We start from the raw sequence: 17,075 nt of genomic DNA, 5'->3' as shown, positions 1-17,075 counted from the left end.
TGTCCGGGGTTCTAAACGCCGCGTGTCCGTGCCGATCCCGTGCCAGCCTGCGCGTGCAACCGCGGCGCGGAGGGCAGCAACCGAGGTGCCAGCGGGACATCGCCCGGAGATCCGGCTCCGGCGCGCTGCTCGCATCCGCGGCGCGCTGCTCCTCGGGCAGTGGGGCGATCGTGACAATCTGCCCCGTCCGAGGCCGCCCGCCGCAGGGGAGCCCGGTTATCCGGGCTCGCTGGCGTGGAAAGAGGCTCTCAGCCGCAGGCGGCCCACCTGGAAGGAGGTCAAGCGAGCCGCGCCGCTGGCCGCGCCCCGTGGCCGAACCGGCCGCCGGGCCGCCGTCGTGGCATCACCGCCCTTCGCGCCGCCGATCCGCCGCGCTCCCCCGCGCAGGCGCCGCGGCGTGCCGCGCGAGCGCGCGCCGGACCGGGCCGCGATCGGCGCCGCCGGCGCGCACGGGATCGGCCTCGCCGACCAGCACCGACAGCGCGCGCGCCTGCGTCGTCGCCGCGGCCGCGAGGGCGCGATCGCCGTTCCGCGCGGCGAGCGCCGAGAGCCGCCGCGCGACGCCGAGCGCCGCCGGCAGCGCGCCCGCCGCCACGTACGCGGCCGCGAGCTCCTGGAGCAGCTCGCCGTCGTCGCCCCGGAGCGCCGCCGCCGCTTCCAGATCGGCGATCGCCTCCTCGCGCCGCCCCTCGCGCGACCGCAGCGCCGCCCGGGCGCGGTGGCCCTCGACGAAGCCGCTCACGTGGTCCAGCCCCACGGTGTACGCGCGCTCCGCCTCGCGCGGATCGCCCGCCCGCTCGTACAGCGCGCCCAGCCCCAGGTACGCCGGGCCGTAGGTCGCGTCGAAGCGGACCGCCTCCAGGTACCGCCGCAGCGCCACATCGGCCTCGCCGGCCGCGGCGCGTGCCTCGGCCTGGCGCGTCAGCTCGGCGGCCTGGGCCGTCGCCCAGCCGACCCCGTCCGCCCGGGCCGGCGTGGCCCCGTGCAGCAGCGCCGCGGCGAGCGAGGCGGCGGCGAGGGCGCGCGCTCGCGCGCTGTTTCGGGGGCGCGCGCCCCCCGCCTCTACGCACCGCGCCGCGCACACAGGGCCGAGCGTACCGGCGCCCGGCCCCTCGAGCAATCGGACGGCTGCTCCGGAAGGCAGCCGCCCGGCGCGAGTTCGCGTAGGATGCGCGCTCATGGGTGAGGATCTGCGCTTCCCGGACGGGTTCCTGTTCGGCACTGCCGCCTCCGCCACACAGGTCGAGGGGCACTGCGCGCAGAGCGACTGGGCCGCGTTCGCGCGCGAGCCGGGGCGCGTCCGCGGCGGCGATACGCCGGACGACGCGTGCGACCAGCTGCACCGCTTCCGCGAGGACGTCGCGCTCCAGGCGCGGCTCTGTATGGGGGCGCACCGGCTCTCCATCGAGTGGGCCCGCGTCGAGCGGGAGCCGGGCGAGTTCGATCCGGCCACGTGGGACCACTACCGGGACGTGCTCGGCGCGCACCGGGACGCCGGGATCACCCCGATGGTCACCGTCCATCACGTCACCCTGCCGCGCTGGGTCGCGCAGCGGGGCGGCCTGCTCTCGCTGGAGCTGCCGGCGCTCCTCTCGCGCTTCGCCGAGCGCGCCGTCGAGGCGCTCGGCGACCTGTGCCAGCTCTGGGTCACCATCAACGAGCCCAACATGCTCGCCCTGCAGGCCCACCTGCTCGGCGTCTGGCCGCCGGCGCGGAGCTCGCCCGTCGAGGCGGTGCGCGCCCACCAGAACCTCTTCCGCGCCCATGCCGCCATGTACCGCGCCATGCACGAGGCCGCGGGCCGGCGCGGGCATTCCATCTCGGTCGGCGTCGCGCACCACCTGCGCGTCATCGAGCCGGAGCGGTTCGGGCGGCTCGCCGACCGCATGTGGGCGGCCCTCTTCGAGCGGCTGTTCAACGACGCGTTCGCGCGCGCCGTCTGCGACAGCGGCCTGCACGACTTCTTCGGCGTGAACTACTACAGCCGCGACCTTGTCCGCTTCTCGGCGGCGCACGCGCGCGCCGGGTTCCTCCGGCGGCTCGTCCCCGAGGGGGCGGAGGTCAGCGATCTCGGCTGGGAGATCTACCCGGAGGGGCTCGGCTACGTGCTCGACGCCTGGTGGCCCCGCGCCCGGGTCCCGATCTACATCACGGAGAACGGCATCGCCGACGCCGACGACGACCAGCGCCCGCGGTTCCTCGTGCGGCACCTCGCGGAGGTCGCGCGGGCCATCGAGCGCGGCGTCGACGTGCGCGGGTACATGCACTGGTCGCTGCTCGACGGCTTCGAGTGGGCCGAGGGCTATGCCCCGCGCTTCGGGCTTGTCGAGGTCGACCGCGTGACCCAGGAGCGCAGCCTGCGGCCCAGCGCCGAGCTCTACGCCCGGATCGCGCGCGCGCGCAGCGTCGAGGCAGACGGCCCGGGCGGCGCGCTTCGCTCTCGCGGCGCCGCGCCCGCGTGACGGACGGCACCGGAAAGGCAGGATCGATGCGCATCGCGCTGCTCTACCCACCGCCCTGGAAGATCCCCGCGCCCGGGGAGGCGCCCGACACGAGCGGCGACGGCCCGCCGGCCGAGTACCGCGAGGGCGACCTCGACCCGGACTTCCACCAGACCCCGTACGGGCTCTTCTCGCTGGGCGCGCAGGCGCTCCGCGCGGGCCACCAGGTGAAGGTGCTGAACCTCTCGTCGTACCCGTTCTCGCAGGTCGAGCGGGTCGTGCGCGAGCTCGGCGCGGACGTGTTCGGCCTGTCGTGCTGGACCGCGAACCGGCGCGGCGTGGCGCTCACCGCCCGGTGCATCCGGCGGCTCCACCCCGGGGCGCACATCGTCGTCGGCGGGCCGCACGCGACCCCGCTCGCGGCCGAGATGCTGCGGCACCACCCCGAGATCGACACGGTGACGCTCGGCGAGAGCGAGCACTCGTTCCTCGAGCTCCTCGATCGCCTCGAGGCCGGCCGGCCCGCGCTCGGCGTCCCCGGCACGGCGTACCGCGTCGACGGCCGGGTCGAGCTCGGGCCGCCCCGGCCCGCGATCGAGGAGCTCGACGCGCTCGCGTCGCCGCACGACCACTTCGCCACGCACATCGTGATGACCTCGCGCGGCTGCGCCTGGGCGTGCACGTTCTGCGGCGCCGAGGCGACCTGGGGCCGCGGCTTCCGGGGCCAGTCGGTGCCCTACGTGCTCGACTCCATCGAGGCCGCCGTGGCGAAGCTGCCGGTGAAGATGGTCCAGATCAAGGACGACACCTTCACGACGAACCGCAAGCGCGTCATCGAGATCTGCCGCGGCATCCGCGATCGGAAGATCTCTTTCCTGTGGAGCTGCGACACGCGCGTCGACGTGCTCGGCGAGGAGCTGCTCCGCGAGATGCGCCTCGCCGGCTGCCAGCGCCTGAGCCTCGGCGTCGAGTCGGGGTCGCCGTCCATCCTGAAGAACATCGACAAGAAGATCACGGTCAAGAAGATCATCGAGTCGACGGAGCTCGCGAAGAAGTACGGGATCCAGGTCCGCTACTACATGATGCTGGGCAACCGCGGCGAGACGGCGGAGACGTTCCGGGAGACGCTCGCGTTCCTGGAGGCGGCGAGGCCGCACCAGTACATCTTCTCGTGCCTGTCCATCTACCCGGGCACGCGCGACTTCGACGACGCCGAGGCGGCCGGCTGGCTCCAGCGCGACGTCTATTTCCGCGGCGACTTCCAGGAGCTCAAGACGCCGTTCGACGCCTCGGAGGAGGACACGGCGCTGATGAGCGCCTGGTTCGAGCAGAACAAGGGGCTGCGCGAGCTCTACCGCGAGGGGGTGGGGGAGCGCAGGGCGATCCTCGAGCTCCTCGGCGATCACCACGCGGCGCACCTGGAGCTCGGCGTCGCCTACCTCGACGCGGGGCAGCTCGACCTCGCGGAGCGGCACGCCGCGCGCGCGCTGGAGCTCGGCCACCCGCTGCCGGGGCTCGCGCTCAACGCGCTCGCGTGCGTCGCGGCGGGCCGGCGCGACTGGCAGGCGATGCAGGATCACTTCACGGCGGCCGCGAAGCGCGACCCGCAGCACGCCGTGCTCATCCGCAACGTCCAGGCGGCGCGCGCGTGGTTCGCGAAGGGCGGGCCGGGCAAGGGGCTCCCGCTCGATCTCGTCGCGCGCTGCGACTTCCAGCTCCTGGAGCGGACGGCGCAGCCGGCGCTCCCCGGGCCGCTCGCGGAGGACTTCGCCGTGTGGCCGCAGGCCGTGGCGCGGCCGGCGCCGCCGCGCGCGGACGAGGCCGCCGGCCGCGACGCAGCGGCGCAGCGCGGGCGGCTCCGGGTGCTGCCTTCGTAGCGCCGCGCCGCGCAGCGCCCCGGTTCCTCCGGCCCTCCCGGCGTGCTACCCGCCCTTCCATGTCGACGAGCACAGACCACGGCCGCCCCGGCGCCGGCCCGGAGCCGGCGGCGGACCCCCCTCTCCAGGGCGCGAAGGCGCCGAGCCACGCCGAGCGCTGCCGCACGCTGGCGCAGCGGGCCCGCGCCGCCACGCTGTGCACGCTCGCGCGGGATCCCGCCGGCTATCCGTACGGCTCGCTCGTCGCCGTCACCGTGGACGCGCACGGGCGCCCGCTGCTGCTGCTCTCGGCGCTCGCCGAGCACACAGGCAACCTCAAGGTCCGCGCCGAGGCGTCGCTGCTCCTCGCCGAACCGGCCGAGGGCCTGGCCGACCCGCTCGCGCTCGGCCGGATGACCCTGATCGGCCCGTGCCGCCCCCTCGAAGGCGCGGAGGCGGCCGCCGCCCGGACGAGCTTCCTCGCGACGCACCCGCGCGCGTCGTACTACGTGGATTTCACGGACTTTTCTTTCTACCGCCTCGACCCGGTGTCGATCCGCTACGTCGGCGGCTTCGGCCGCATGTCCTGGGTCGAGGCCGACGCGTACGCGGCCGCCGAGCCCGATCCGCTCGCGGCCGACGCCGCGGGCATCCTCGAGCACATGAACACCGATCACGCCGACGCGGTCCTCGCGTACGCGAAGGTCCTCGCCGGCATCAAGGACGCCACCGGCGCCACGATGACCTCGGTCGATCGTTACGGCTTCGAGCTGGACGTCATCACGCCAGCGGGGCCGAAGGCGACGCGCCTCCCGTTCGGCGCGCCGGTCTCGGCGACGGACGAGGTGCGGAAGGCCATGGTGGCGCTGGTCCGCGAGGCGCGCGGCCGCACCGCTTAGAGACGCGTCGCGCGGGCGCGCCCTGCCCCTCCGGCGCGTGTGAGGCCGCCGTCCGCCATGGCGGCGCCAGCCCCGGAGCGCGCCACGTCCCCTGGCACCCGGCTGATTTCGGCGACTCGCTCCCTGGTACGCGATCTGCCGAGGTCGCGCTCCATGGGAGACGCCGACATCACGCTGCGCCACATCGCCCGGAGGTGCCCCGGCGACCTGACGCGCGTCTTTGTCCCCGAGGGCAGGCCGGTCGAGGTCCTCGGCTGGATCGACACGCAGGTCACGAAGCTCGAGCGGCGCCTCGACAAGGCGCTGCGCCTGCGCGTCGGCGGCGAGCTGCGCGTGCTGCACGTCGAGTTCTGCTTCGCTTGGCGCGAGGACGTGCCCGACCAGATGTTCGAGTACCTGGGCTTCCTCTTCGCCGCGCTCCGGCGCGAGGCCCCCGGAGAGCCGGTGCCGCCCATCGAGAGCGTCGCCGTGGTCCTCTCGGGCCGCAGGCAGCGCCTGCCCGCGACAGGGACGCGCCGCACCGCCTGGCGGGAGCGGCGGTTCAGCGGCGCGCGCTTCCGCATCGACGCGGTTTACCAGCGCACGGTCGCCGAGCTCAGGGCGCGCGGCAGCGTGTTCTGGCTCGTGTTCGCCCCGCTTGCCCGGGACGCCACCACCGCCGGGATGCGGGAGGTGGTCGCGGAGATCCACGCGCGGGTGGCGACCGGCGAGGAGCGGGTCGAGCTATATACAGCGCTCCTCGTCATGGCCGCCATCGACCCCTGGGGGCACAATCTGCGGAAGGAGATCGTCATGCTGATGGACGACAGGGAAACGGAGAAGGACCTGCTCTGGACCGTACCGTGGATGAGAGAGGCCCTCGACGAGCGCGTGCGGGAGGCCGAGCAGCAGGCCATCGCCCAGCTGCTCGGCCGCCTCTTCGCACGGCGGGTCGGGCGGCGGCCCACAGCCGAGGAGGAGCGCTCGATCGTCGAGCGCGCACAGGCCACCGGGCTGGGCGATTTCGACGATGCCCTGCTCGATCTCGACGGCGATGCGCTGGTGCGCTGGCTCGCCGAGCCGATCCGCCGCTGACCCGAGCGCGATCCTGACGGCGACGCCTCGCCGGCCAGGATGTCCGCAGCCCGTCACCCGTCGCGGCGCCGCGGGCCGCTCGCTCTCCTCCCTCCGCCGCGGCGCGAGCGCCCCAGCGCGTGGTGGAGCCCGCTCTGGAGCGAGCTCAGCGTGACGATCTCCCGGAGGTCGATGCCGATACCCACCATCGTCTGCGCCACCTCGGGGCCGACGCCGGTGAGGATGACCTCCGCGCCGAGCAGCTTGACCGCCTGGGCCGCCCTGATCAGCGAGTCCGCGATCTCGGCGTCCACCACCGCCACGCCGGTGACGTCGAGGATGACCGTGGCCGCGCGCTGCGCCACCACCCCCTGGAGCAGGCGCTCCAGCAGCTGCTCGATGCGCACCCGGTCGAGCCGCCCGACGAGGGGCATCACCAGGATCCCCGCGTCGAGCGGGATGAGCGGCGTCGAGAGCTCCCGGATGGTCGCCTCCTGCGCGTCGATCATCTGCGCTTGAAGCGCCGCGCGCTCCGCCTCGGCCCGCCGGAGCTCGGTCACGTCGTACCCCTCGGCGATCAGGAGGACGCTCTGGCCCAGCGTGTCGAGGATCGGCTTCATCTTGAGGTCGAGCGTCGCCACGCGCCCGCCGGGCCCGTGGATCTTCACCTCGCACGAGGACGGCTCGCCCGAAGCTGCCCGGCGGACGCACTCCCTGATCCGCTCCCCTGCGCTCGCTCCGCCGACCCAGAACGGCGCCTGCCAGAGCGGCCCGCCGTGCGCTTCGCCCGGCCGCGCCCCGGTGAAATCGGCCATCGTCCGGTTGCGCTCGATCAGGTCCCCCTGCGGGGTGAGCAGGCCGATGAACATCGACGTCTCGTCGAAGATCGCCCGGAACTTCTGCTCGCTCTCGCGCAGCGCCTGCTCGCGCTTCAGCTGCTCCGTGAGGGGGCGCGAGAAGGCCGAGAAGAACTGCTCATCACCGCTCTGGACGAGGTGAGAGCTCACCTCGACGTCGATCAGGTGGCCGTCCTTGTGGCGGTGCCTCGCGAGGAAGCGGAGCGACCCCCTGGCCTTGATCTCCTCGATGACCATGACGACCTCGTGCGGCGGCCGCGGGTCGATCTGGCCGATGTTCATCGTCAGGAGCTCGCTCCGGTCGTAACCCACGATGCCGGCGAAGGATGGATTGCAGTCGAGGATCTCGCCGTTCATCCCGACGACGTGGAACCCCTCGCCGGCCGCCTGCAGGATCAGCCGCGTCCGTTCCTCCTGGCGCCCCAGCTGCTCATGGAGCCTGTCGATCTCCTTGCGCAATCCGGCGTTCTCCGCCCGGAGCCGCTCGATGCTGTCCTGATCCGTCTCCACGTTCGCTCTTCCTTCCATCCTTCCGACCGCCCCCCCTCCCACCCCGCCGAGGAGCCGCTCGCCCCTCCCGCGCGTCTCCAACGAACCAGGAAGATAGCCGATCCCGGCGTCACGCCGCGCGCTCGTCGGCTGCCCGGGCGCGCCGGGCGCGCTCGACCGGAGCGGACGAGCTCGACGCACTTCCGCGCGGTTCACGGCGTGCCGCGACGTGTCGCCGCGGCGTTGCGCCCATGACATCAGCGCGGGACGCGCCTGCGCGATACGAGCGCTCGACCTCAGGCCCTCGGCCGGCGCCGGAGCGCGAACGTGCGATGACTCTTCTTGCCCCTGACGCTGCCCCTGACGCCCACGATGAGCCTCTCCCCGGGGCGCGATCCCGCCCGGGCGCGGGCGCCGTCGCGCTGAGGTGGCTCGGGGTCGCCGTCGCGGCGGCGGCGCTCTGGAGCACGATGCGCGGCGCGGATCTCCCGGGCGTCGCGGCGCTCATCGCCTCCGCGTCCGCGCCGATGATGGCGCTCGCCCTCGTCCCCAACCTCGTCGCGCGGCTCTTCCAGGCCGAAGCGAGCCGGCGCGTCTTTGGCACGCGCACGCGCAACCCCGCGTCCGGCCGCCACGCGCCGTTCTCCCGGTATCTCGCGCTCACGCTGTCGACCGAGGCGCTCACCATGAGCGTCCCCGTCGGCGCCGCCCTCTCCGAGTCGGTCACGTTCTATCTGCTGCACCGGTGGTGCGGGATCCCGGGGCCGCAGGCCGTCGCCGGCATCGCGGCGCGCAGGGCGCTGATCGTCCTCGCGAACGCGGCGTATGTCGCGATCGCCCTCGCGCTCGGCTTTAACCACCTGGAGCGCGCCTCGCGCCCCCTGATCGGCGGACCGTGGCTCCCGTGGCTCGTGGTCCTCTCGGGGCTCGGCCTGCTCGCCGTGGCGCTCGCGCTCGGGGGCGCGCTCCTCTCGGGCACGGTCGCGTCGCGGATCTTCGCCTGGCTGAAGCGCCTGCCCGGCCAGCGCGTGAGGGCCTATGTCGAGGCGAGAGAGGCGGCCTTCTCCGCGACCGACCGGCACGCGGCCGCGCTCGTGGAGCGTCGCTCGGCGCTCGCGGCGGCGGCGCTGCTGCTGCTGGGGATGTGGCTCGCCGAGGGGGCGGAGACGTACTTCTTCCTCCGGCTCCTCGGGGTCGACGTCTCGCTCTCCGAGGTCCTCTCGTTCGAGGTCGTCCTCGCGCTCCTCCGCGCCGCCGCCTTCATGGTGCCTGCCGGGCTCGGCGTGCAGGACGCCGGCTATGTCGCCTTCCTGACCGCGCTCGGCGTGCCTGCCGCCGCCACGGTGGGCGCCGCCTTCGTCCTCATCAAGCGCGCCAAGGAGCTCGTGTGGATAGCGCTCGGCCTGCTCGTGTTCTTCGGCGGCCGGGCGGCCTTCCGCCCGGCGCCCGCCCCCATGACGGGGAGCGATGCGACGAGAGGATGAGACGGTGTGGTGACGAGATGACGAGGCCGTCGCCGCGCCGCAAGACCACCACATGGGGCGCGCAGTGAGGCAATTTGTCACACGTTCGACGTCCGCCCACCGCCGAAATTCAGGGGATTTTGGCCCCTGTGAAGGCGCTCGCCAGCGGCCACAGCCTGGGCACGCTTGCTGCCGTCGAGGTCGGTCATGTCGACCGAGCGCGAGGTGCGCGACGCCACAAAGACAAGGATTCGCACAGTCCGGCCAGAAGTAGCGCCCTACGTGGTAGGAATCGGCGCTTCGGCGGGGGGGCTCGAGGCGCTCGAGCACTTCTTCGCGAACATCCCGAAGGAGAGCGGGATGGCCTTCGTCGTGGTCCAGCACCTGTCGCCGGACTTCAAGAGCCTGATGGACGAGATCCTCGGGCGCCGCACCGAGCTGCCCATTCACCTCGTCGAGAACGGCATGCTGGTCGAGCCCGACCACGTCTACCTGATCCCGCCGAAGAAGGAGATGATCATCTCCGGAGGCCTCCTCCTCCTCAGCGAGAGGGATCGCGACCAGGAGCTCGCGCTGCCCATCGACGTGTTCTTTCGATCCCTCGCCCAGGACTGCGGCCCGCGGGCGATCGCCGTGGTCCTCTCCGGGGGCGGCAGCGATGGGTCACGGGGGATCCGCGCGGTCCACGACGCGGGCGGGCTGGTCGTCGTGCAGGACGTCGAAAGCGCGCAGTTCGATGGGATGCCGAAGACCGCGCGAGACGCCGGTGTGGCCGACTGCGTCCTGCCTCCCCAGGACATGCCGCGCGTCCTCCTCGATCACGTGAGGTCCAAGGGGCGCCGGCCGGAGCGGGACGCGGCCAGCGTCGATCAGGGGATGAGCGCGGTCTACAGGATGCTCGAGGAGCAGTTCGGCATCGACTTCACGCACTACAAACCGAGCACCGTCACCCGGCGCATCGAGCGGCGGATCCAGCTCGCGCACACGGACGATATCGAACAGTACGTCAAGCGCCTGAGGAGCAAGTCGAGCGAGCTCGACGTGCTCTACCGTGATCTCCTCATCGGCGTGACGCGCTTCTTCCGGAACGAGGAGGCGTTCGGCATCCTCGAGCGCTCGGTGCTCCCCGATCTCCTGCGAGCGGGGCCGCGCGACGCTCCGTTCCGCGTCTGGGTCGCCGGCTGCGCGACGGGTGAAGAGGTCTACTCGCTCGCCATCCTCCTCCACGAGCTCACCTCCCGGATCGGCCACCGCCCGTTCAAGGTCTTCGCGACCGACGTGCACCACGGATCGCTCGAGGTCGCGACGCGCGGGCTCTACGAGGAAGAGGCGGTGATGAACGTCTCGCCCGAGCGGCTCGAGCGGCATTTCATCCGGCGCGGACGCAGCTATCAGGTTGTCCCGGATCTCCGCCAGGCGGTGGTCTTCGCGCACCACAACGTGATCAAGGACGCGCCGTTCACGCGCGTCGACTTCATCAGCTGCCGCAACATGCTCATCTACCTTCAGCCGCCGGTGCAGCAGAAGGTCCTGAGCCTCTTTCACTTCGCGCTCAACCGCGGGGGCGTGGTCTTCCTCGGGCCCAGCGAGACGCCGGGGCAACTCGCGCACGACTTCGAGATCGTCGACAAGCAATGGCGGATCTACCGGAAGTACAGCGACCGGCGGATGCAGGTCGAACCCCGCTTCCAGCCGGTGTCGCCGAAGGCCCGGAGCGCCCCGCGCTCGGGGATCACCGCGCCCGTCACGCGCCACCCGCCGTCGCACCTGCTCGGGACCTACGACGCGCTGCTCGACGAGTTCATGCCTCCGAGCCTCCTCGTCACTGACACCGGGGAGCTCGTCCACGCGTTCGGCGGCGCGAGCCGGTTCCTCAAGGTCAAGGACGGCAGACAGGGGCTCGACGCCTTCGAGATGCTGGACTGCGACCTCAAGATGGTGCTGACAGGGGGCCTCCGGCGCGTCATCAAGGAGCGCACGGCGATCGTGTTCAAGGGGGTGCAAGCGGAGGGCGGCACCTACAAGATCACGATGCGCCGGGTCGAGAGCCGGCGAGGCACATTGCCCCACGTCCTCATCACCTTCGAGGCGATCGACGGGGCGCCGCGGCGGGCGGCGATGCCGGAGATCGAGATCGACCTGGACGACGTGTCGCGCGAGCAGCTCGGCGCGCTCGAGGCGGAGCTCGGGCACACGAAGCAGACCTTGCAGGCGATGACCGAGCAGCTCGAGGCGAGCAACGAGGAGCTGCAGGCCGCGAACGAAGAGCTCCTCGCTTCCAACGAGGAGCTGCAGAGCACGAACGAGGAGCTCCAGAGCGTCAACGAGGAGCTCTACTCGGTGAACGCGGAGTACCAGCGGAAGATCGCCGATCTCACCGAGCTCGGAAACGACATGGAGAACCTCCTGTCGAGCACGGACATCGGCACCATCTTCCTCGACAGGGAGCTCAAGATCAGGAAGTTCACGCCGCAGATCGCGGAGAGCTTCAACCTGCTCTTGCAGGACGTCGGCAGGCCGATCGAGACGTTCACGTATGCGGTCGATCACCCGGAGCTCACCGCGGATCTCAAGCGCGTGCTCGCGACGGGGGAGCGCGTGGAGCGCGAGCTGCGCGACCGGCATGGTCGCTCGTTCTTCCTTCGCATCCTCCCCTACCGCGCCAAGGGCACCATCGCGGGGGTCGTGCTCACGCTCATCGACGTGAGCGGCCTGAAAGCGGCGGAGGACGCGCTCTTCCACGAGCGCTATCTCCTGAACAGCCTGCTCCGCAGCGTGCCCGACGCGATCTACTTCAAGGACGCGCGCGGCCGGTTCATTCGCACGAACCACGCCATGGCGGAGCGACTCGGCCTCTCCGATCCAGGCGAGGCGGCGGGGAAGACCGGCTTCGAGCTGCCTGGGTACGAGGCGGCGCTCGCCGTTCACCAGGAGGACGAGGTGGTGCTGCGGACCGGCGAGGCGCAGCACTACAAGCTGGAGCAGCGCGTGCGGCAGGACGGCTTCGTGGAGTGGGACCTCGTCACGCGGCTCCCGCTCATCGATGCGGCGCGCCACATCGTGGGTATCATCGGGATCTTCCGGAGCGTCACCGCGCAGAAGCGATCGGAGGAGCAGATCAAGGACGCTGTGCGCAGGCGCGACGAGTTCCTCGCCATGCTGTCGCACGAGCTCCGCAACCCCCTTGGCGCGATCGTCCACGCCACGGCGCTGCTCAAGGAAGACTGCTCCGCGCCGGACGGCGCGTCCGGGCTCGACGAGAAGGTCGTCCAGATCCTCGAGCGTCAGTCCGCGCAGATGGCGCGCCTGCTCGACGATCTGCTGGAGGCGAGCCGCGTCACGCAGAACAAGATCGAGCTTCGAAAGCGCGTGCTCGATCTCGGCACGGTGGTGAAGGACGCCGCCGATGCGGTCAAGAACCTCATGGACACGCGCGGCGTCGATTTCTCGGTCGTGGTCGATCCCGAGCCGATCTGGGTCGAGGGCGACCCTGCGCGGCTCCAGCAGGTCCACGTGAACCTGCTCAACAACGCCGCGAAGTACACCTCGCGAGGGGGTCATGTCGCCCTGGAGGCCAAGCGCCTGGACGGGCACGCGGTGGTCCGCGTGAAGGACGATGGCGTCGGGATCCCGAAGGACATGCTCGACACGGTGTTCGAGCTCTTCGTGCAATCGAGCCGCACCCTGGACCGATCGGCGGGAGGGCTCGGCGTGGGGCTCACCCTCGTCCGAGGCCTCGTTGAAAAGCATGGCGGCACCGTGAGCGCGCGGAGCGACGGGGAGGGCAAGGGGTGCGAGTTCGAGGTGCGGCTGCCGATCTCCGAGCCGTCATCCGAGAACGAGGCGGCGCGCGGCCCGCTCCTCGCGAACTTCCCCAGGAGATCGCGGGTCGTCGTCGTGGAGGACAACGACGACGGCCGCGAGGCGCTCTGCGCGCTCCTGGCGCGCGCCGGGTTCGAGTGTCATTCGGCGTCTCACGGGATCTCGGGGATCGAGCTCATGGACGAGGTGCTCCCGCACGTGGCCATCGTGGACATCGGGCTGCCGGGGATCGACGGCCTCGAGTTCGCGCGCCGCGTCCGGGAGAAACCCCAGCACAAGGACGTCTATCTGATCGCGCTCACCGGCTACGGGCAGCAGGGCGACCGAGAGAGGGCGCGTGCAGCCGGGTTCGACGAGCACCTCGTGAAGCCCGTCGATCTCGGGACGCTCAAGCGGCTGCTCGCCGAAGGCGAGCCGGCGACGGGCGAGAGCGGCGCCGGAAGCGCTCGCCCGACGGGCCGTTCCTGAGCGCCATGCCTCCTCGCCCCGCGAACAAGCTCATCGACGCCGGCGGGCTGTCAGAGGCACTCGACGAGGCCGTCGTAGAGCGATCTGTCCGTTCCGGGGAGCGCGGCGTCGATCGCCCGACCCGACGGCGCCGCGAGCGCCTCGACGAGGTCGGTCACGGCGGTCCCCGGGGCGATGGGCATCTCGCAGAGGAAGATCCTCGCGTCTACCTCCACATCCCCCGTGGAAGGCACGATCTCCTCCATGCTCGCGGCGAGGATCCACACACAGCGGCCGATCGTCCCGGCGTGCTCCTCGACGGAGCAACGGAATCGAAGCGGCTCGTAGTTGCTGAAATCGCCTTCGCAGAACGTGTCGCCGCACACGACGTCGAAGTCGTCGTTCAGCTCGCGGAGCAGCCCGTACCAGGCGTCGATCTCCTCCGAGCTCGTGAAGTACGACGCGGCGTCGACGAAGCTCCTCGCGCTCGTCGAGCCGGCCGGCGCCGCTGCGCCGTCGTGCTGCGGTGGGGTGCTCTCCGGTGGCTCCGGGGCGGCGCCTTGCGCGGTGGAGCAGGCGAGCGCGAGGACAGGGAGACTCATGGACATGGCATGACGAACCGGCATGGGTGCCTCCATCCGAGCGCGGCGCGTGGCGCCGGCTCGGGCTAGCACGCCGCTTCCGGGCTTCGCGCTGCCCCGCAACGGCGGGGACCAGCGCGAGGTCGGACCTCGCGGCGTTTCGGTGCGCGTTTCGGTGGGCACTAATTGCGAACGGTGTGCCGCGGCCTTTTTGCGGGATCTTTGGGCCCTCTCCGCGCTCCGGGACCTGGCGGCCGCCACGCGCGCCGCCAGTTTCGCCAGCTCGGGGCCGTCGCGCGCGGCGCTCGGATCAGGGGAAGGTCAGGATCTCCACCCAGTGGGGACCGCGGCCCACCGGGGTCGACGTCGACGAGGTGAGCCGGCCGCTCTCGCGGTCGATCGCGTGCACGCGCACCGCATGCGAGAGCTGCCCGGCGGCGACGAGCCAGCGGCCGCCGGGGTCGATCTGGAAGCCGCGCGGCTGCTGCTCCGTGGGCGCGTGCGAGACCAGGCTCAGGCGGCCGGTCTGCGCATCGACGCTGAACCCTGCCAGCGTGCTGGAGGTGCGCTCCGACGTGTAGAGGAAGCGGCCGTCGGGCGTGAGGTGCAGGTCGGCCGCCCAGGGCTTGCCAGAGAAGCCCTCGGGCAGCGTGGAGAGGCTCTGCACCGGCGCCAGCGTCCCGCGCTCGGCGTCGAAGGCCAGGACGTCGACGCGCGCGTCCAGCTCGTTGAGCAGGTAGACGAAGCGCCCGTCGGGAGCGAACGCGAGGTGGCGCGGGCCGGCCTGCGGACGCACGGGCAGCGCCGGCGGATCGTTGGGGGTGAGCTGGCCAGTGGCCGCGTCGAAGCGCCACTGCATCACCACATCCGAGCCGAGGGCGCTGACGAAGACGTAGCGGTTCGACGGATCCACCAGCGTGGCATGCGCATGGCGACCGGTGGGCAACACCGTAGCTGGCTCGCCCACCGCGCCGTCGCTGCCGAGCGGGCTGATGCTGGTCATGTGACCGCCATAGGAGGCGCCGAAGAGATGGCGCCCGCTGCGATCGGTGATGAGGTGCGACATCCTGTCGGGCAGCGGCGCCGCCGACAGCGGCCTCAGCCGCCCGCTCGCCGCGTCGAGCGCGAAGCTCTGCACCGCGTGGGGCTCGGTGCGCAGCGCGACGTAGAGGAAGCGCCGGTCCGGCGAGACCGCCAGCGGTCCGGCCTGGCCGTCGATGCCGACGGTCTGTACGGGCGCCAGCGACCCGTCGGCGGGGTCCAGGCGCAGCACCGAGATCTCGGAGCTCTCGGCGTTGGAGACGTAGACGTAGGTGGCGGCTTGGGTCATCGCGGCGAAGAGGCTGGAGGCCAGCGCCAGTATCCACCATCGGGCCGGCGTCGCGCCACGGATCCTGCTCCGGGCGGCGCGCCTGCCCACGTCGCAGCGACGCGCGCCATCAGGCAAGCAGAGCCACAAGGGCGTGAGGCGCCGATGCGTGAGCGGTGACGGCAGAGGTGAAACCTCATGGACGAATCGCGGAAGGACCGGCACGATGCCTCGCCATGGGACGAAAGAAGGCGCATGCTGCGGCGATGAGCCGCTCGCCGCGGGCGTGATGGTCTGTCTCGGTGGTTGGGCGCGGAGGTGCAAGGTCCGATGCTGAAATGGCTGCTCGTCGGGCTCGTGGTGTTCCTGATCTACCGGTTCGCGATGAAGCGGCCGCGTTACGCTCGGCTGTTCTCGCCGGATCACCTGATCGAGCTCTCGCGCGGGCTCGGCCGCGCCAAGGACACCGCGCTCAAGCGCCCCGGGGGGGGCCCGCCCGCGGACCCGTTCGCCGAGGGCAATGCGTTCATCACGTCCGCCGATATCGCCGTGGTGTATACCGTCGCCGAGGCCAGCGAGGCCGGACGAGAGCACCACGTCTCGCTCTCACTTCGCGGCGGCGCTCTCGCTCGCGCCGCCGCGGGGTTCCTTGCCGCGGCGCTCTGTCGATTGCTCGGCCTGGGGGAGACGCAGCGCGTGCTCGCGGTCTCGAACAGCGGCGTTTACCACCTGATCTTCGAGGTCCCCGCCGCGGACGAGGCGCGATTCGCGGCGCGATCCGTCCCGAAGCTCGACGACGCGTCTGCGCGGAGGCTCGTCGGCGTGGCCATGGAGGATCGGGGGCCGCTGCTCGCGCGCCTCGGCAAGCTCGACGTCAAGGTCCCGAAATGATGTTCTTGCCGGAGCTGAAGGGGAACGAGAATCCTCTATTCGCAGTCGACGAACACGACGTCGTACGCGATGGTCGCCGAGATTCCGGAGACGCTCACGGAGTAGGTGTTGCCGGCTTCAGGGTCCCAGCCGTTCGGCACGATGCGGATGGCGTTCGTGGAGCCGTAGCGCCCCTGGAGCGGCTCCACGTCGACGGCCAGCGGGGCTCCGCCGCTCGTGATCGTGACCTCGGCCTCCTCGAGCTCGATGTCCTCGCTCTGGATCGACCAGCCGGTGTCGCTGAGTGAGCTCCAGCGGTCGCTGTAGGCCTGAATCGGGAACACCCCGGGCGGAGGCCAGGCCGTCCACTCCTTGCCGGCGCGCCCCGTCCCTCCGATGTTCTGCATGCAGGAGGCGCCGTTCTTGCCGGTAGAGCCGAGGCCGATCGGGCCGAGATCGTTCGCGAGGATGATGCGCCGGTGGCCAAAGGTCGTCTCGTTCCCGGGGTCGATCAGATAGCCCTGAACGCTCGCGACGCCGGGGCCACTCGAGATGTTGCTCGTCCTCGCGCCGTCCGCGCCTGTTTTCGAGTAGCACTTCCAGCTCTCCGGCGGCTCGTGCGAGAGCGAATTGTTCGCGTCCATCATGAGCGCGCAGGCCTGGGCCTGCGCGTCGCGGGTGGGCTCGGTCACGACCGGGGGCAGGTCCGCAAGCCAGCGGTACAGGTTGAAGAGCCGGAGCGCGTTCGCTCGACCCTCGGCAGAGATGTCTCCCGGGTCGCACCCGGGGTCCAGCGAGCCGCTCCACGTGCCCTCGCTCATGTCGGCGGTGTCGGCGTTGAAGCGCGCGCAGGTGCCCTCCGGCGAGCGATCGCCCGTCTCGGGTGTCGACCCTCCCGACCCTCCCGATGCCGTGCCTGCCGATCCGCCGCCCCCTTCTCCTGTGCTGACGGCTGACGAACCTCCCGTAGAGGTGCCGCCAGCTCCTC

The 17,075-nt window shown here is 71.8% G+C and carries 12 protein-coding genes; 7 read left to right on the top strand and 5 right to left on the bottom strand.

Annotated features, from left to right (window positions below):
- Positions 1-343 precede the first annotated feature (343 nt).
- Positions 344-1,120 carry a tetratricopeptide repeat protein gene (locus WMF11_RS23360; RefSeq protein ID WP_437978979.1) on the bottom strand — a complete coding sequence of 259 codons (777 nt, stop codon included), beginning with the start codon at positions 1,118-1,120 and terminating at the stop codon, positions 344-346.
- A 58-nt stretch (positions 1,121-1,178) separates the two neighbouring features.
- Here WMF11_RS23360 and WMF11_RS23355 point away from each other — a divergent pair, with 58 nt between their 5' ends.
- The 4 genes from WMF11_RS23355 (at position 1,179) to WMF11_RS23340 (ending at position 6,270) form a co-directional block, all read left to right on the top strand.
- Positions 1,179-2,462 (top strand): glycoside hydrolase family 1 protein, encoded by a 1,284-nt coding sequence (locus tag WMF11_RS23355; RefSeq protein ID WP_437978978.1) that lies wholly within the window; start codon positions 1,179-1,181, stop codon positions 2,460-2,462.
- Positions 2,463-2,488: 26 nt separating this feature from the next.
- The gene (locus tag WMF11_RS23350) at positions 2,489-4,318 is read left to right on the top strand and encodes a radical SAM protein (protein WP_437978977.1); all 1,830 of its coding nucleotides are present in this window, start codon (positions 2,489-2,491) and stop codon (positions 4,316-4,318) included.
- A 59-nt stretch (positions 4,319-4,377) separates the two neighbouring features.
- Positions 4,378-5,196 carry a HugZ family protein gene (locus WMF11_RS23345; protein WP_437978976.1) on the top strand — a complete coding sequence of 273 codons (819 nt, stop codon included), beginning with the start codon at positions 4,378-4,380 and terminating at the stop codon, positions 5,194-5,196.
- A gap of 153 nt (positions 5,197-5,349) precedes the next feature.
- A complete protein-coding gene (locus tag WMF11_RS23340; RefSeq protein ID WP_437978975.1) occupies positions 5,350-6,270 on the top strand; it encodes a hypothetical protein in 921 nt (306 codons plus the stop codon).
- A gap of 53 nt (positions 6,271-6,323) precedes the next feature.
- Here the strand turns inward: WMF11_RS23340 and WMF11_RS23335 are convergent, their stop codons facing one another.
- Positions 6,324-7,616 (bottom strand): PAS domain S-box protein, encoded by a 1,293-nt coding sequence (locus tag WMF11_RS23335; RefSeq protein WP_437978974.1) that lies wholly within the window; start codon positions 7,614-7,616, stop codon positions 6,324-6,326.
- Positions 7,617-7,927: 311 nt separating this feature from the next.
- On the opposite strand from WMF11_RS23335, the gene WMF11_RS23330 reads away from it, so the two are divergent.
- Both WMF11_RS23330 and WMF11_RS23325 read left to right on the top strand, forming a co-directional pair.
- Positions 7,928-9,079, top strand: a complete 1,152-nt coding sequence (locus tag WMF11_RS23330; protein WP_437978973.1) for a lysylphosphatidylglycerol synthase domain-containing protein — start codon at positions 7,928-7,930, stop codon at positions 9,077-9,079.
- Positions 9,080-9,340: 261 nt separating this feature from the next.
- Complete coding sequence (locus WMF11_RS23325; protein WP_437978972.1) at positions 9,341-13,348, top strand: chemotaxis protein CheB; 4,008 nt, start codon at positions 9,341-9,343, stop codon at positions 13,346-13,348.
- Positions 13,349-13,398: 50 nt separating this feature from the next.
- Here WMF11_RS23325 and WMF11_RS23320 read toward each other — a convergent pair whose 3' ends face one another.
- Together WMF11_RS23320 and WMF11_RS23315 are read right to left on the bottom strand one after the other, a co-directional pair.
- On the bottom strand, positions 13,399-13,935 hold the full coding sequence (locus tag WMF11_RS23320; RefSeq protein WP_437978971.1) for a hypothetical protein: 537 nt from the start codon (positions 13,933-13,935) through the stop codon (positions 13,399-13,401).
- A gap of 283 nt (positions 13,936-14,218) precedes the next feature.
- On the bottom strand, positions 14,219-15,238 hold the full coding sequence (locus tag WMF11_RS23315; RefSeq protein ID WP_437978970.1) for a lactonase family protein: 1,020 nt from the start codon (positions 15,236-15,238) through the stop codon (positions 14,219-14,221).
- A gap of 309 nt (positions 15,239-15,547) precedes the next feature.
- Here WMF11_RS23315 and WMF11_RS23310 point away from each other — a divergent pair, with 309 nt between their 5' ends.
- The gene (locus WMF11_RS23310; protein WP_437978969.1) at positions 15,548-16,108 is read left to right on the top strand and encodes a hypothetical protein; all 561 of its coding nucleotides are present in this window, start codon (positions 15,548-15,550) and stop codon (positions 16,106-16,108) included.
- A gap of 35 nt (positions 16,109-16,143) precedes the next feature.
- Here the strand turns inward: WMF11_RS23310 and WMF11_RS23305 are convergent, their stop codons facing one another.
- Positions 16,144-16,908, bottom strand: a complete 765-nt coding sequence (locus tag WMF11_RS23305; RefSeq protein WP_437910642.1) for a CAP domain-containing protein — start codon at positions 16,906-16,908, stop codon at positions 16,144-16,146.
- Between the last annotated feature and the right edge of the window lie 167 nt (positions 16,909-17,075).

The organism is Sorangium sp. So ce295, assembly GCF_051527405.1.
Classification (GTDB): Bacteria; Myxococcota_A; Polyangia; order Polyangiales; family Polyangiaceae; genus Sorangium; species Sorangium cellulosum_B.
The sequence above is the reverse complement of the archived record's forward strand: the minus strand, read 5'-3'. Positions and strand labels throughout refer to the sequence as shown.

Excerpts from the sequence above, each read along its gene's own strand:
- WMF11_RS23355 (WP_437978978.1), top strand. The coding sequence starts at position 1,179 with ATGGGTGAGGATCTGCGCTTCCCGGACGGGTTCCTGTTCGGCACTGCC.
- WMF11_RS23350 (WP_437978977.1), top strand. The coding sequence starts at position 2,489 with ATGCGCATCGCGCTGCTCTACCCACCGCCCTGGAAGATCCCCGCGCCC.
- WMF11_RS23345 (WP_437978976.1), top strand. The coding sequence starts at position 4,378 with ATGTCGACGAGCACAGACCACGGCCGCCCCGGCGCCGGCCCGGAGCCG.
- WMF11_RS23340 (WP_437978975.1), top strand. The coding sequence starts at position 5,350 with ATGGGAGACGCCGACATCACGCTGCGCCACATCGCCCGGAGGTGCCCC.
- WMF11_RS23330 (WP_437978973.1), top strand. The coding sequence starts at position 7,928 with ATGACTCTTCTTGCCCCTGACGCTGCCCCTGACGCCCACGATGAGCCT.
- WMF11_RS23320 (WP_437978971.1), bottom strand. The coding sequence starts at position 13,935 with ATGTCCATGAGTCTCCCTGTCCTCGCGCTCGCCTGCTCCACCGCGCAA.
- WMF11_RS23315 (WP_437978970.1), bottom strand. The coding sequence starts at position 15,238 with ATGACCCAAGCCGCCACCTACGTCTACGTCTCCAACGCCGAGAGCTCC.
- WMF11_RS23310 (WP_437978969.1), top strand. The coding sequence starts at position 15,548 with ATGCTGAAATGGCTGCTCGTCGGGCTCGTGGTGTTCCTGATCTACCGG.
- WMF11_RS23305 (WP_437910642.1), bottom strand. The coding sequence starts at position 16,908 with ATGAGCGAGGGCACGTGGAGCGGCTCGCTGGACCCCGGGTGCGACCCG.